Source organism: Flavobacterium sp. WG21 (genome assembly GCF_000335775.1).
In the GTDB taxonomy this organism is placed as follows: domain Bacteria; phylum Bacteroidota; class Bacteroidia; order Flavobacteriales; family Flavobacteriaceae; genus Flavobacterium; species Flavobacterium tructae.
In genome coordinates, this window is sequence record NZ_AMYW01000028.1 from 57,526 (window position 1) to 72,134 (window position 14,609).

15 protein-coding genes are annotated in these 14,609 nt (G+C 32.7%); 14 read left to right on the plus strand and 1 reads right to left on the minus strand.

Annotation, left to right across the window (positions count from 1 at the left end):
• Positions 1-2: 2 nt before the first annotated feature.
• The gene (locus tag C245_RS0117600) at positions 3-845 is read left to right on the plus strand and encodes a DUF4249 domain-containing protein (RefSeq protein WP_017497927.1); all 843 of its coding nucleotides are present in this window, start codon (positions 3-5) and stop codon (positions 843-845) included.
• A 60-nt stretch (positions 846-905) separates the two neighbouring features.
• Here the strand turns inward: C245_RS0117600 and C245_RS0117605 are convergent, their stop codons facing one another.
• Positions 906-2,282, minus strand: coding sequence for a hypothetical protein (locus C245_RS0117605; protein WP_017497928.1), 1,377 nt, complete (start codon positions 2,280-2,282; stop codon positions 906-908).
• A 198-nt stretch (positions 2,283-2,480) separates the two neighbouring features.
• On the opposite strand from C245_RS0117605, the gene C245_RS0117615 reads away from it, so the two are divergent.
• The 13 genes from C245_RS0117615 to C245_RS0117680 form a co-directional block, all read left to right on the plus strand.
• The gene (locus C245_RS0117615) at positions 2,481-3,245 is read left to right on the plus strand and encodes an alpha/beta fold hydrolase (RefSeq protein WP_017497930.1); all 765 of its coding nucleotides are present in this window, start codon (positions 2,481-2,483) and stop codon (positions 3,243-3,245) included.
• A 39-nt stretch (positions 3,246-3,284) separates the two neighbouring features.
• Positions 3,285-3,773, plus strand: a complete 489-nt coding sequence (locus C245_RS0117620) for a YdcF family protein (protein WP_017497931.1) — start codon at positions 3,285-3,287, stop codon at positions 3,771-3,773.
• A 39-nt stretch (positions 3,774-3,812) separates the two neighbouring features.
• Complete coding sequence (locus C245_RS0117625) at positions 3,813-4,157, plus strand: phage holin family protein (RefSeq protein WP_017497932.1); 345 nt, start codon at positions 3,813-3,815, stop codon at positions 4,155-4,157.
• A gap of 118 nt (positions 4,158-4,275) precedes the next feature.
• Complete coding sequence (locus tag C245_RS0117630; RefSeq protein ID WP_017497933.1) at positions 4,276-5,598, plus strand: trigger factor; 1,323 nt, start codon at positions 4,276-4,278, stop codon at positions 5,596-5,598.
• 232 nt (positions 5,599-5,830) lie between these two features.
• Entirely contained in the window at positions 5,831-6,505 is a 675-nt protein-coding gene (gene clpP / locus C245_RS0117635; RefSeq protein ID WP_017497934.1) for an ATP-dependent Clp endopeptidase proteolytic subunit ClpP, read from the plus strand.
• Positions 6,506-6,706: 201 nt separating this feature from the next.
• The gene (clpX, locus tag C245_RS0117640; RefSeq protein WP_017497935.1) at positions 6,707-7,939 is read left to right on the plus strand and encodes an ATP-dependent Clp protease ATP-binding subunit ClpX; all 1,233 of its coding nucleotides are present in this window, start codon (positions 6,707-6,709) and stop codon (positions 7,937-7,939) included.
• Positions 7,940-8,076: 137 nt separating this feature from the next.
• The gene (locus C245_RS0117645; RefSeq protein ID WP_017497936.1) at positions 8,077-9,264 is read left to right on the plus strand and encodes a hypothetical protein; all 1,188 of its coding nucleotides are present in this window, start codon (positions 8,077-8,079) and stop codon (positions 9,262-9,264) included.
• A gap of 18 nt (positions 9,265-9,282) precedes the next feature.
• Positions 9,283-9,876 (plus strand): hypothetical protein, encoded by a 594-nt coding sequence (locus C245_RS0117650; protein ID WP_017497937.1) that lies wholly within the window; start codon positions 9,283-9,285, stop codon positions 9,874-9,876.
• A 336-nt stretch (positions 9,877-10,212) separates the two neighbouring features.
• On the plus strand, positions 10,213-10,533 hold the full coding sequence (locus C245_RS0117655; protein ID WP_017497938.1) for a hypothetical protein: 321 nt from the start codon (positions 10,213-10,215) through the stop codon (positions 10,531-10,533).
• 361 nt (positions 10,534-10,894) lie between these two features.
• On the plus strand, positions 10,895-11,470 hold the full coding sequence (locus C245_RS0117665) for a hypothetical protein (RefSeq protein ID WP_017497940.1): 576 nt from the start codon (positions 10,895-10,897) through the stop codon (positions 11,468-11,470).
• 332 nt (positions 11,471-11,802) lie between these two features.
• Positions 11,803-13,206 carry a hypothetical protein gene (locus tag C245_RS0117670; RefSeq protein ID WP_017497941.1) on the plus strand — a complete coding sequence of 468 codons (1,404 nt, stop codon included), beginning with the start codon at positions 11,803-11,805 and terminating at the stop codon, positions 13,204-13,206.
• A 20-nt stretch (positions 13,207-13,226) separates the two neighbouring features.
• The gene (locus tag C245_RS0117675) at positions 13,227-13,793 is read left to right on the plus strand and encodes a hypothetical protein (RefSeq protein WP_017497942.1); all 567 of its coding nucleotides are present in this window, start codon (positions 13,227-13,229) and stop codon (positions 13,791-13,793) included.
• 215 nt (positions 13,794-14,008) lie between these two features.
• A partial coding sequence (locus C245_RS0117680; protein ID WP_026110136.1) for a hypothetical protein occupies positions 14,009-14,609 on the plus strand: 601 nt, incomplete at its 3' end.

Sequence of the window (14,609 nt, forward strand, 5' to 3'; positions counted from 1 at the left end):
AGATGAAAAAATATATATTATTTCTGGTAGTTTTGATAATGGCAAGTTGTTCTAAGGATGATTTTGGCGACCGAAAAGCAGAATCTAAAATTGTAGTAGAAGGCTGGATTGAAGAAGGCGATTATGCTCAGGTTTTGCTATCGAGCAGTATTTCGGTTACCAATACAATTGATTCCACAAATGTCTTAAATCATGTCATACGTTCCGCAAAAATTACAATTTCAGATGGTGTGACATCGGAAGTTTTAAGGGTTAAGAATGATAAAAACAGAGTGCCTCCATTTGTGTATTATGGTTCAGTTCTTAAAGGAGAGACAGGGAAAGAATATTCATTGAAAATAGAGTATTTAAACCGCGTGGTTGAAGCGACAACCAAGATTCCAAAATCAGTAGCCATAAAAAGTGCAGAGTATGTAAAGAAAGTTGACACTGATACGACTGGTTACGTTTTTGTGAAATTTGATGATCCGCTAAACGAAAAAAATTATTATCAGATTGCAACCAGAATAGAAGGAGAAGAACCTGTTTTTGTACCTGCATTTTACGGCAATTTAGATGATAAAAACTTTAGTGTTTCGGCAGTATCTGTACAAGTTAACAGAGGAGTTTTACTTTTTCCTAAAACCAAGTTCACTCCTTATTTTGTAGATGGAGATTTAATACACGTAAAATTAAGAACTCAGAACAAAGAGGCTCTGGATTTTTGGAACAGTTGGCAAAACGAAATTGTAAACAGCAGAAATCCTATTTATCCCGCAAACACTAGTTTGAAATCAAATATAAAAGGCGGAATAGGGATTTGGGCCGGATATGGTCAAAGTACTTTTAGGGTAAAGGCTCAGTAAAAAATAAAGCCGTTTTGAAAATAGTTTCAAAACGGCTTTAAGTTTATGCTTTAAAAGTAATTATCTTTTGAATGCTTTTACGAAATTCTCGAATTTAGTTTCAAGTGCTGTGAAACCTTCTGAGAAATAAGTACTCATTTCTACTTCAGTGTTGTCACTGAATTTTAGATAGTAGATTTCTTCCATGTAAGGTTGTGAAAAAGATTCACCTTGTGCAGTATTCCATGACCAGTATTTGTTTTTTTCATTCCAAACAGGCAGATTGAAAGTATAGTTACCTCTCGCTTCTGAACGTTTAATAATATCAGCTATTTTGGTACCGTCTTTCTTAGAAACTAAAATCAGTTTTATGTTTTTATTGAAAAGCGCAACCAAACCTTCAGAGTATTTTTTCTCGTATGCATTTAAGGCCGTGTAATAGGCTTTGTAATCATTTTTAGGGTTGGTGTTATCTGTTAAATAAGCAGGGCGAACAATACTTTTATCTAAGGCGATCTCATCAGCTGCTTCAGTAGCCAAATCCATATTAGCAACAATAATAAAATTGTCCATTAATTTAATTACACCATTCGCTTTTCCTCTGTACTGAACAAGTTCGTCATTTTCAAGTAAACCATCGATGTTTGCTGTACTTCCGGCGTTGAAATCAACTAATGTTTTTCCGTTAAAAGTAAAAGTAGCTTTTGAGCTGCTTTCCAGCGCTTTTTTACCACTCATTTCCCAGGCATATCCATCGTTCAAAGTCATCTTGTAAGCAAACTCATCCGGAATTTCTTTTTTGTTAGAGTATTTTGCAGTTTGAGTAAAAGTAGCTGTTGTTGCATTATCGATTGTTAAAGTAGCATCTGCAGATGTTGGTAAAAAGAAATAGTCGTATACAGATGGATTTTGAATATATTGCTGTTTTACAGGGTCGTAAGTCCAGTTTCCGTAAGTGTCGATATTTTTTACTTTGATATCAGATGAAGTACTTTTAGCAGAGAATATTGCATTGTTCGCTGTTTGTGACGCTTTTGCAGGGAAAACAAACTTTAATTCAGTTGTAGAAGCTGTTTTAACCCAGTTTTTTGCGGCATTGTCCCAGGTATAAATACCGTAAACACCAGAAACATTTAAAATGTCTTCTACTGCATTATCGCTTTTTCCGTTAAAAATATCAACCTCTCTAAGACCTAACAATCTGCCTAAGTTTTGAATTGCTTCAATAGCACCGGAACTTTTTGATTTGTCTAATTGAGCCAACATCTCATTAGCTTCAGCCTCTAATTTTACTTTTTGTTCAGCCGGAGTTAGTTTTGAATAGGGTTGTTTGCTAAGATTTTCAATTTGTTCTGCCAGAGTTTGTTCCTTTGTAGGTTCGTCTTTGCTGTCGTCACTAGAACAGGAAACCATAAGTTGAGAAGCAACTAAGGATACTAAAAATAATTTTTTAATCATGGTTGAGGTTTAAATTAAATAAAAATTTTATTTTGATTTTTGAAGGCGCAAGTTACAGTTTGTATTTGTGCTTTCTTTACGGAAAGCCGTAATGCTGCGAAGTTTTTTAAACAAAGTAGCTTTGTCAGGGGGAATTAGTTTAAGAATTGATGCATAACTTTTTTTACCTTTGTGGGCAGTTTTTAAAACCCAATACAAATGTTATATTCGAAAATAGAAGGAGAAGGAAAGCCTTTCGTAATCATGCACGGATTTTTAGGAATGTCAGACAACTGGAAAACACTTGCGGGTCAATATGTCGAAGCAGGGTTTCAGGTTCATCTTCTGGATTTAAGAAATCACGGACGTAGTTTTCATTCAGACGAATGGTCCTATGAAGCAATGGTACAAGACGTGTTTGAATATTGTCAGGCCAATCAGTTAAAAAAAATAGAGCTGTTAGGACATTCAATGGGAGGGAAAGTGGCTATGCTTTTTGCTACTACGCATCCCGAAATAGTCGATAAATTAATTATAGCCGATATTGGTCCTCGATTTTACAAACAGCACCATCAGGATATTTTGGCCGGATTAAATGCCGTTGATTTTTCGGTAAAACCGAGCCGAAATGATGTTGAAGCAATTGTTGCGCAATATGTATCCGATTTTGGTACAAGGCAATTTTTATTGAAGAATTTATATTGGAAGGAACCGGGACAGCTGGCTTTCAGATTCAATCTGGAAGTTTTTAATAATAATCTTGATGCTATCGGAAAAGCGCTGGCCGATGATTTAGTTTTCGATAAAGATACCTTGTTTATAAGAGGAGGGAATTCCGGCTATATTTTAGATACAGATTTTGATGCAATTCGCGAACATTTCCCTAAAGCTAAATTTGAAACCATTCCCAATGCAGGGCACTGGCTTCACGCCGAAAATCCAAAAATGTTTTTTGAACTGACAGCAGGGTTTTTGAAAGAGTAAATTTTGATTTAAAATAACTAATTCTATTTAGTTTAAAAGATGAAAGTTTTAATAGTTTTGGGATCCCCAAATTCAGAAACAGGAGATTTGGGGCAAGTAGCTTTGGACAGGTTAGAATATTGTTTCGATATTTTTGAATCAAAGGACAATTGCATTATTTGTACAGGAGGTTTTGGAGAGCACTTTAATACAGCGCCGCTTCCACATGCAGATTATGCCATGAAATATTTAAAAGAAAAAGGACTTAGCGCTGAAAATTTTCTGGAGTCTGCCTTGTCTGCCAATACCGTCGAAGATGCCGTTTTATCAAAAAAGATAGTACTCAGTCACAACTTAAATGCTGTTGTGGTCATTACGTCTGATTATCATCTTGAAAGGGTGAAACTTATTTTTGATGAAATTTTAGGATTTGATCAGATGGAATATGTCGGAGTAAAACATAATATTTCTGAAGAGGAAATGGAGAAATTACTGGAGCATGAAAAAAAAGCAATCAATGCAATTTTGAGCAAAGGTTTATATTATTAAATTTTAGTACTTTTAAATAAATTTTTAAAACATACCATTATGAATTTACTACTCAGACTTCTTGTTACGGCAGGTTTAGTTTTGTTAATTGCTCACTTTTTACCTGGTGTTCATGTTGCCAGTTTTACCACCGCGGTAATTGTTGCGGTAGTTTTGGGGTTGTTAAATCTTTTTATAAAACCAATATTGGTAATTTTGACGTTACCGGTTACACTGATTACTTTAGGCTTGTTTCTGTTGGTAATTAATGCAATCATTATTTTGTTCTGTACAAATATTGTCGGAGGTTTTAAAGTAGATTCCTTTTGGACAGCCTTGTTTTTTAGTGTTATATTGTCTGTTCTACAGTCCATCACCTATAAAATTATAGGAGACGATAAATAAAACAAATAGAGAAAGCGTGATTAAAACGTATTCAAATACAATAGATTAAAAACTTGGTTGGGTTGCAAAAATTTTATAATTTTGCGACCCAATTTTATTATGTAAATTAAAGAAGAAAATGGATATTAAAAGAGTAGCAATAGACGCTGTGAATGAAACAATTGTAATGACAGTTGTTCACATGGATTATAAAGGTCAGGTAGCAAAAAGGATAAACGAAAAAATGCCATTGGCTACTGTAAAAGGTTTCAGAAAAGGACAGGTTCCTAAAGACCTGGTTGAAAAACAATACGGAAAAGCAATTAAGCAGGAAGAAGTTAAAAAAGTAGTTGATTTGGCTTTAGAGCGTTTTGTTCAAGCTGAAAGATTAAATCTTTTAGGAACTCCACTAGCTAAAGTAAACGAAAACTTTGACTGGGATGCTGAAGAATTGACATTCGAGTACGAAATTGGTTTAGTACCAAACTTCGAAATTGATTTAGAAGCTAAAAACAATATCGTAAAATACATCGTGACTGCTGATGATAAATTAATCGACGGTCAGGTAGAGCGTATCCAAAAACAATTCGGAAAAGCAATTCCACAAGAAGTGGTAGTAGCTGATTCAGATTTGACTGGAACTTTCGCTAACGAAGAAAACGGAATCAACAATACAACTACAATTGCTGTAGCTACTTTCAACAAAGCTGCCGGAGATAAATTCATCGGTAAAAAAGTTGGAGATGTTGTAACAGTAAGCACAAAAGGTTTATTTGAAGACGATCACCAATTAATGGATTACCTAAAAGTAGGTCATGATAATGTTCACGGTTTAGATATCGAAGTAAACTTTACTATCGAGGCTATCAACGGAGCTGAATTGGCAGAATTGAACCAAGAGTTATTTGATAAACTTTTTGGTGAAGGAAAAGTAGCTTCTTTAGAAGATTTGAAATCTAAAATTAAAGAAGATGCTGAAGCTCAATTCGCGCAGCAAGCAGATCAGAAATTATTGTTAGACGTTCAGGACTTCCTGATCGAAAGCACAAAATTTGATTTACCGGCTGAATTCCTTAAAAAATGGTTGCAAACTGTTGGAGAGAAAAAACTTTCTGCAGAAGAAGCTGAAGTTGAATACGCAAGATCTGAAAAAGGATTACGTTTTCAATTAATCGAAGGAAAAGCTTTAGCTCAAAGCAACATCCAGATTAATTTTGAAGATTTGAAAGCTTTTACAACAAACGCTATCAAACAACAAATGGCTCAATTTGGACAGTTAAATCCTTCTGACGAAGAAGTTCAGACAATTGTAGCAAGAGTTTTATCAAACCAGGAAGAAGTGAAAAGACTTTCTGAGCAGGTAGTAGCGGAGAAGTTATTGGAAATCTTTAAAGAAAAAGCAAATCCAACTACAAAAGAAGTAACTTACGAAGAATTTATTGCCGCTTCATACGGAGAATAATTTCTAAAAAAATAAGTATATTTGAGCGTCAGGAGATTTTTCTGACGCTCTTTTTGTTTTAAGTTTATTTTGTTTCGGTTTTCGTTTAAACGGACTTTAAGTAATCTGAAACTTGAAACCTGAAACAAAAAAGTAAGACAAATTGACATTATTGTATAAAAAGGTACGAACTTTGTTTTTACCTGCTTAAGTCGCTTAAAGACTTTAGATTTTCAAACTTTAAACTAAAAATATGAACTACGGTAAAGAATTCAAAAAATTTGCTACAAAGCACCAGGGAGTAAATGCCATGTACTATGACAAAATTATAGCGGCAATGAACCCAACGAATATGACTCCATATATTATTGAAGAACGTCAGTTGAATATTTCTCAATTAGATGTTTTTTCCAGATTAATGATGGACAGAATTATCTTTTTAGGAACAGGTATCGACGACCAGATCGCGAACATTGTTCAGGCACAGTTATTATTTTTAGAAAGTGCTGATGCTTCAAAAGACATTCAGATTTATCTGAATTCTCCTGGAGGAAGTGTTTATGCAGGATTAGGAATTTATGATACCATGCAATATATCAAACCGGATGTAGCGACAATTTGTACTGGTATGGCAGCCTCTATGGGAGCAGTACTATTATGTGCAGGAGCAGCGGGAAAACGTTCGGCTTTACCACATTCAAGAGTGATGATTCACCAGCCATCAGGGGGAGCTCAGGGAGTTGCAACAGATATGGAAATCAACTTACGTGAAATGTTGAAGTTGAAAGATGAATTGTATCATATTATTTCTCAACATTCAGGACAAACTTTTGATAAAGTACACAAAGACAGTGAGCGTGATTACTGGATGATTGCAGATGAAGCAAAAGAATACGGAATGATTGATGAAGTATTAAGAAGAAGCTAATTTTTTTAAAGCTTCTAAGTTGCTAAGACGCTAAGATTCTAGGTGTTCTTTGTGATTTAAATTTTTAAATAATAAAATAAAAATATTAGAGCCTGTTTAAAAATTAAACAGGCTCTTAAGCTGTAAAGAGTTAAGTTTTAAAGTTTTAGTTGAAAAACTTTAAAACTTAGTATCTTTGCAGCTTAGTAACTTAAATAAAGAATGGCAAAAGTAGTATTAGAATGTTCGTTTTGTGGAAGAAAAAAGCCAGAAACTAATTTATTGATTGCAGGTATCAATGCACATATCTGTGATAAGTGTATCGAACAGGCACATGGAATTGTATTAGAAGAATTAAAATCAAGTGGAAGCGCAAAATTGGTTGGGGATTTAATTTTAAAGAAACCAAAAGAAATCAGAGCTTTCTTAGATCAATATGTTATTGGCCAGGATCAGACCAAAAAAGTAATGTCGGTTGCCGTTTACAATCACTACAAACGTTTAATGCAACAGCAATTAGACGATGAAGTTGAGATTGAAAAAAGTAACATCATCATGGTGGGACAAACCGGAACTGGAAAAACACTGGTAGCAAAGACAATTGCTAAAATGTTAGATGTTCCTTTGGCTATCGTTGATGCGACCGTACTTACTGAGGCAGGTTATGTAGGAGAAGATGTTGAAAGTATTTTAACACGTTTGTTGCAAGCTGCCGATTATGATGTAACTAAAGCCGAAAGAGGAATCGTTTTTATTGACGAGATTGACAAAATTGCCCGTAAGAGTGATAATCCGTCTATTACACGTGACGTTTCCGGTGAAGGAGTACAACAGGCTTTATTGAAACTTCTTGAAGGAACAATTGTAAACGTACCGCCAAAAGGAGGGCGTAAACACCCGGACCAGAAATTTGTGGAAGTAAATACTCAAAACATCCTGTTTATTGCGGGAGGTGCTTTTGATGGTGTTGAGCGTATCATTTCTAAACGTTTGAACCGTCAGGCAGTTGGATATTCGACTTCTAAAAATGTAGACAATATCGATAAAGACAATTTGTTGCAATACATTATTCCAAAAGATATTAAAGATTTCGGTTTGATTCCTGAAATTATTGGGCGTTTGCCAGTTTTAACGCACATGGATCCTTTAGACAAAGAAACCCTGCGTGCAATTTTGACACAGCCTAAAAATGCTTTGGTAAAACAATACCAAAAATTATTCTTAATGGATGAAGTTGAATTCACCATTACAGATGAGGCATTAGATTTTATTGTAGACAAAGCGTTAGAGTACAAATTAGGAGCACGTGGATTGCGTTCGTTATGCGAAGCAATCTTAACCGATGCGATGTATGAATTGCCAAGTTCAGATGATAAAGTTTTAAGTATCGACAAAGATTACGCAAAACATACTTTGAATAAAAATCTATTGAAACGTATGGAAATCGCTTCGTAAGTTTCTATAATAAGATTTAATAATTTAGAAAAAACCTGTTCGGCTTAACGAACAGGTTTTTTTATTTTGTAAAATAAAACCTATAATTTTAATTATTTATTATAATATTTTTCTTATATTTATAAAAATGTATTTGTATGAAAAATATTAAAAAAATGGCAATCCTCTTAATGGTTTTAGGAGTTGCAGTGCTAACAGGTCGTTGTGTTTCAGAAGAAGCAGGAAGCGAACAAAAAATAGAGCAATCTATTAAGGTTAGTCAAGCGAGGGTTTGGGTTGAACAGTATCAATCAAAAGTAAAAATTGATTCGTCGTTTAAAAGTCAGGTTTATAATTGGGATAGTGCAATCACGGAAACTTTTGAAAATGGGTCTGAGGCAATTGTAGTTCCCGTTAGAGATAAAAATCTGAGTGATGCTTATATAGGACAGAAAGTATTGTATTTATACCCTTTAGAAAATAAAAAGGAATTTTCGGCTACATTATATGAGATACTCCCTTTATCAGAATCTTTAGAAAAAATAAAAACTTCAGCGGATTTAGTTAACTTTAATGGGTATATCATTGCCTGGGATTTAGAAAAGGGATTTGTAAATGGGGCAAAATTTGAAAACTCCAATACGACAGCAGCGCTAACAGGACTTAGAGTAATCTCTCCGGTGGAGTCAGAACGTCTCAATAAATCGACTGCTAAGTCAGATTCAGATCCTTTTGAATTAGATGAAGTGATCATTCGAAGAGAAAAATCCGAGAATAAGCAGGAATATGGAGGAGGAGCTTATGGAGGCGGTCTAAAATCAGGATCAAAGGGTAACAGTCCAAAGGGTTATGTGAAATCTCCGGGAGGTGGTGGAAGTGGAAGTTCTACAGGATCAACGGTAACTAAAGTTATTCCGCCTAGTTGTGAGAGTTTTAATTTTACGTCGAAAAAAGGGGCTAATTGGCAAGTAGCGATGGTCAAAAATATTAATTTTAGAGTTATAGGATTGAGTCCAAAAGGAATTGAAATATTGCATGTTCTTAGTTATCCACAAGCAATATATTTTGGTACGCCAACAAATATACAGGTGGGTAATACAGATATGACACCTGGAATTGCGGCAAATGTTTCTGCTCGGGCACTTCAACAATCAATGCAGGACGTAATAGATAAATATGGAGGAACAGACGTGTCAGATTTGATACTTGATCGATATTTTAGAGAGAGATTGGTACACAATTATCCTCTTTACGTTAGTGGAGGCAGGGTAAATTTTAATTCAACTGAAAAACTTCCCGCGACTAATTATAAAACAAATACATGGACTTCAGGAAACTGTAATTAACTATTTAAATCGATTAATATGATTGAAAAGGTTTTAAAAAATGTAGTTTATTTATTCTATCCGCGAAATATATGTGCCTTTAAAGAAAAAGACATTTATTTTATTTCCGAGGAGTATAAGAGATTACTTCAAATAATAAATGATTTTAATAATGAAGAGGGGAAAGTCTTTAGGAAGAGAATTGTTGCAGAGTTTGAACATGATTACACATTAAATAAATTAAATGACCACACCTTGTTTGATTTAGGGGATAGATGTATGACTTTTAATGTGAGTGTAATCGAAGATGGTGAGTTATATACAATATCATTATTTATTAGCATTATAGTCCCATATTATGTAATTAAAGTTCAAAAAAATATAATTGACTTGTATTTCTCCAAATCAGAAGTAACAAATTTAGAAGAAAAAAACACAGAAAGAAGAACTATAAATGAATTAGTTATGGATATTGAAACAGTAATTGAGGATAAATTTTTGTACAAAAAATTTCCAAAAGAAATACTTAATTCAGTTGTTGAAGATATTAGTTTTCAAGATACAGAGTTTGGCTGTTTTACGATGTTTATTGCTTTTTTTAATAATGTAATTATCAAAGAAAATGAAAAGTGATTTTTTAATATTTCTGACAATTACCGGCTTATTGTTAATTTTTCTTTACTTCTTCGAGTACAATTTTAATTTTTGTATTTCCAATACATTTTATCTTGTAAGTTATTTTTTCCCTGTTTTATTAGTGTTTCTATTAGGGTTTGTATATTATTTGATAAAGTTTATAAAAAAGAAGAGAAAGTAAAAAAACAAATTTAAAAATACGAGAGCATACTTCATTTTTTTGTTTTTCTCTTTATTCGCCAATGTTGCTACTGGTCAAACAAGCAGCAAAGTTGATAACGAAGATTATGAGGTAATAAACCAAATAGAGCTTTCAACTTACAGCTAACTAAAATGAGTGGAAACCGCCTTCATTCGATTTGTTTAAACATTAGTGTTTTGTCTCCATATTTCACGTGTTATGTTCTGGATACATTAGTTGACTTAGAAAATGTAAAATGGATCAAAAAACCTAATAAAAATGAAGATTTAGAGATCGTTTATGCCAGTGAAATTAATAAAATTGTTGCATTAACTGAAAAGTATGGGATTACAAAATTTCCGCCAGAATTATTAAGTTATAGACTTCCGGAAATTAGTAGGGGATTTATACCTTTTGGAGAATTTACATTTTTCAACGCATTCTTTTTAGATGAATATTATACAAGATTATGAAATACGTTATTTACATTTTTTTAATTTTTGGTATAGGCTTATTGGTTTATGGTTATATTTATCCAACTGAATATTGTTTGGATATCAACATTCATGATACCTATTATGTGTTTAGCTACAGGCCAGTAGCAACAGCTGTATTATTGTTTTCTTTGTTACTTTATATGGTACATTTTTTATATAAAAAAGTACGGTAATTTATAAACTAAGAGGTATAGTTAATAATAAGTTACAATTGAAAAAAGAAGTACCTTTAAGAATACACGGAGCAAGAGTACAATTTAACTCAACTACTGCTTTACCAGCAACTGAGCACAAAACGACTACCATATTTTCAACTGATTGCCGATAATTGATATTTATGATTGGAAAAATTTTAATGAATTTAGCATATTTATATTATCCTAAGAATATATGTCCATGGACTCAAAAGGAATTGTATTTAGAAACTATGGAGTATGAAAGATTGAAAGCATTAATTGAATATTTTGATTCTGAGGAAAATCAGAAACTACGAAATAGTATTAGAGTCGAATTTGGTAAAGATTTAGTTTTAAGGGGTTTTGAAGATTTTTCCAGACTGGATTGGGAAGATCGATGTTATACCTTTTTTTTGAATATTGTTGAAGGAGGTGAATTGTGCTCGATTACTTTGCATTTAAGTATCTTGGTTCCTTATTATGTGATTGAGACATTAATTCATAAGAACCAAATGATAATTTCGAAATCTAGGATCGAAGAATTGGAGAAAGAAAATTTAGATCCGAGAAAAATGAAAGATTTGGTTTTGGACATTAAATCAATTGTTGAGACCAAACTACTGTATCAAGAATTTCCAGAAATATTAAGTCATAGTGTTATTGAAGATATTAGTTTTCAGGATATATACTTAGGTCATTTTAAAATGTATAACGCTTTTTTTAATAATCGTCGATGAAAAGAATAACTAGAAACTATTTGATTTTTTTAGCTTTGTGCATTTTGTTATTGATCTGTTCCTACTTTTCTGAGCGTTTCTATACAATTTGCCTCTATGACACTTATTATCTTATAAGTTATTTTTATTTTGTTATTCTTTTTTTGCTTATTGGTACTATTCTTTATTTTCTTAGATTGCTCCAATTTAGAAAAAGAAGAAGTTGAATGTAGGAAAATAGTAAAAAACCTGTTCGGCTTAACGAACTAGGTTTTTTTTATTTTGTAAAACAAAACCTATAATTTTAATTATTTACTATAATATTTTTCTTATATTTATAAAAATACATTTGTATGAAAAATATTAAAAAAATGGCAATGCTCTTAATGGTTTTAGGAGTTGCAGTGTTAACAGGTCGTTGTGTTTCAGAAGAAGCAGGAAGCGAACAAAAAATAGAGCAATCTATTAAGGTTAGTCAAGCGAGGGTTTGGTTTGAACAGTATCAATCAAAAGTAAAAATTGATTCGTCGTTTAAAAGCCAGGTTTATAATTGGGATAGTGCAATCACGGAAACTTTTGAAAATGGGTCTGAGGCAATTGTAGTTCCTGTTACAGATAAAAATCTTAGTGATGCTTATAAAGGTCAGAAAGTATTGTATTTGTATCCATTAAAGGATAAAAAGGGATTTTCGGCTACATTATATGAAATACTACCGTTATCAGAATCTTTAGAAAAAATAAAAACTTCAGGAGATTTAATTAACTTTAATGGATACATCATTGCCTGGGATTTAGAAAAGGGATTTGTAAATGGGGCAAAATTTGAAAACTCCAATACGACAGCAGCGCTAACAGGACTTAGGGTAATCTCTTCGGAGGAGTCAGAACGGCTCAATAAATCGACCGCTAAGTCAGATTCAGATCCTTTTGAATTGGATGAAGTGATCATTCGCAGAGAAAAATCCGAGAATAAGCAGGAATATGGAGGAGGAGCTTATGGAGGCAGTCTAAAATCAGGATCGAAAGGTAACAGTCCAAAGGGATATGTGAAGTCTCCGGGAGGTGGTGGAAGTGGAAGTTCTACGACTTCAGAAAATGCACAAAATATAGTAAAACAGATAAAGACTAATTTGCCCGCATGTATTGATAACATTGTCAATGATATAAAAAAATTACAAAAGGGTAAGTTTTCTCAGGTAATTGCAAAATTTTCAGGAGTAAATCCTACACCTGCTAATTACAATTGGCTCATAATTAAGGGCAATTTATCGGGAAATAACGCAGGAAATACAAATGGAGTAGTATCAGATGGTAAAGTAACTACAACTTTAAATGAAAGTGATCTTTCAGTTTCGACAGATCTTTCAATCGCAAAAACTTTAATACATGAGTGTTTTCATGCGTATTTGGTTAGTGTTTACAGATACAGAGATATAGATAAGAGTTATGTCAACTTGGTAGAGACGTACTTTAAGCAATTTAATAAGAATGTAAATGATGCTCAGCATAATATTTTTGCCGATACTAATATTGTTCAGGAAATATCTGTTGCCTTGCAAGAATATGGGACTTCGAAAGGATACAATTTACCTAAGTTGTTTTATGATGATATGGCATGGGGTGGTTTAGCAGAAACAAAGGCTTTTAAAAATCTTCCTCAAGCTGACCAAGAAAGAATACTGGATAGAATTTATTCGGAGTACAAAAATTCAGGAAATAATAGCTTTAATCCGAGAGGGAAAAAAGCTTGTCAATAAAAACCTACTAATCATAAAATATGAGAGCATACTTAATTTTTTTGTTTTTCTCTTTATTCGTCAACGTTGCTATTGGTCAAACAATCGGCAAAGTTGATAACGAAGATTATGAGGTAATAAATCAAATAACAAATAGTTTAATAGAGGGTAGAAAACAGTTATATGTGAAGGATAACGATACAGCTGTAGCTCTTTATGAAAAGAGTCTAGTATTTAAAGATCAAAAAAGATTCTTCACTAAAAAAGCTTTTGAAGAGTACTTTTATACACCAATAGATTCTGTAAAAATAAAAAAGCTAATTAAATCAATGAACTTTGAATATTTAGCCAATCAAAAGAGAGAAGAAGTAAATTGGAATTTAAGTAAATTCAAATACCCTTTTATAAGGCATAGTGAATCAACACCTTATGAAACTATTAGGTTTAGTGTCTCACCTCCAATCTATTCCAAAGACAAAAAAGTGGTTTTTATTTTTTTTAGTAGCCCCTGCAATTATGACGGATGTGGCGCCACTACAGTAAAAGTTTATAAGAAAGTACATAATAAATGGGTTTGGTATCTGAACTTTCCAATTACTTTAAGTTAATATTTTTAAGTATTGGTAAAATTTTTATAAAACATACTTTGAATAAAAATCTATTGAAACGTATAGAAATCGCTTCGTAAGTTTCTATAATAAGATTTAATAATTTAGAAAAACCTGTTCGTTAGTTCGAACAGGTTTTTTTTGTAAAATAAAACTTATATTTAAAAAATTATTTAATATAGTATTTTTCTTATATTTATAAAAATATTATTTGTATGAAAAATATTAAAAAAATGGCAATACTCTTAATGGTTTTCGGAGTTGCAGTGTTAACAGGTCGTTGTGTTTCAGAAGAAGCAGGAAGTGAACAAAAAATAGAGCAATCTATTAAGGTTAGTCAAGCGAGGGTTTGGTTTGAACAGTATCAATCAAAAGCAAAAATTGATTCGTCGTTTAAAAGTCAGGTTTATAATTGGGATAGTGCAATCACGGAAACTTTTGAAAATAGGACCGAGGCACTTGTAGTTCCTGTTACAGATAAAAATCTTAGCGATGCTTATAAAGGTCAGAAAGTATTGTATTTATACCCTTTAGAAAATAAAAAGGAATTTTCAGCTACATTATATGAGATACTCCCTTTATCAGAATCTTTAGAAAAAATAAAAACTTCAGCGGATTTAGTTAACTTTAATGGGTATATCATTGCCTGGGATTTAGAAAAGGGATTTGTAAATGGGGCAAAATTTGAAAACTCCAATACGACAGCAGCGCTAACAGGACTTAGGGTAATCTCTTCGGAGGAGTCAGAACGCCTCAATAAATCGACTGCTAAGTCAGATTCAGATCCTTTTGAATTGGATGAAGTGATCATTCGCA

Excerpts from the sequence above, each read along its gene's own strand:
- C245_RS0117600 (WP_017497927.1), top strand. The coding sequence starts at position 3 with ATGAAAAAATATATATTATTTCTGGTAGTTTTGATAATGGCAAGTTGT.
- C245_RS0117605 (WP_017497928.1), bottom strand. The coding sequence starts at position 2,282 with ATGATTAAAAAATTATTTTTAGTATCCTTAGTTGCTTCTCAACTTATG.
- C245_RS0117615 (WP_017497930.1), top strand. The coding sequence starts at position 2,481 with ATGTTATATTCGAAAATAGAAGGAGAAGGAAAGCCTTTCGTAATCATG.
- C245_RS0117620 (WP_017497931.1), top strand. The coding sequence starts at position 3,285 with ATGAAAGTTTTAATAGTTTTGGGATCCCCAAATTCAGAAACAGGAGAT.
- C245_RS0117625 (WP_017497932.1), top strand. The coding sequence starts at position 3,813 with ATGAATTTACTACTCAGACTTCTTGTTACGGCAGGTTTAGTTTTGTTA.
- C245_RS0117630 (WP_017497933.1), top strand. The coding sequence starts at position 4,276 with ATGGATATTAAAAGAGTAGCAATAGACGCTGTGAATGAAACAATTGTA.
- clpP (WP_017497934.1), top strand. The coding sequence starts at position 5,831 with ATGAACTACGGTAAAGAATTCAAAAAATTTGCTACAAAGCACCAGGGA.
- clpX (WP_017497935.1), top strand. The coding sequence starts at position 6,707 with ATGGCAAAAGTAGTATTAGAATGTTCGTTTTGTGGAAGAAAAAAGCCA.
- C245_RS0117645 (WP_017497936.1), top strand. The coding sequence starts at position 8,077 with ATGAAAAATATTAAAAAAATGGCAATCCTCTTAATGGTTTTAGGAGTT.
- C245_RS0117650 (WP_017497937.1), top strand. The coding sequence starts at position 9,283 with ATGATTGAAAAGGTTTTAAAAAATGTAGTTTATTTATTCTATCCGCGA.
- C245_RS0117655 (WP_017497938.1), top strand. The coding sequence starts at position 10,213 with ATGAGTGGAAACCGCCTTCATTCGATTTGTTTAAACATTAGTGTTTTG.
- C245_RS0117665 (WP_017497940.1), top strand. The coding sequence starts at position 10,895 with ATGATTGGAAAAATTTTAATGAATTTAGCATATTTATATTATCCTAAG.
- C245_RS0117670 (WP_017497941.1), top strand. The coding sequence starts at position 11,803 with ATGAAAAATATTAAAAAAATGGCAATGCTCTTAATGGTTTTAGGAGTT.
- C245_RS0117675 (WP_017497942.1), top strand. The coding sequence starts at position 13,227 with ATGAGAGCATACTTAATTTTTTTGTTTTTCTCTTTATTCGTCAACGTT.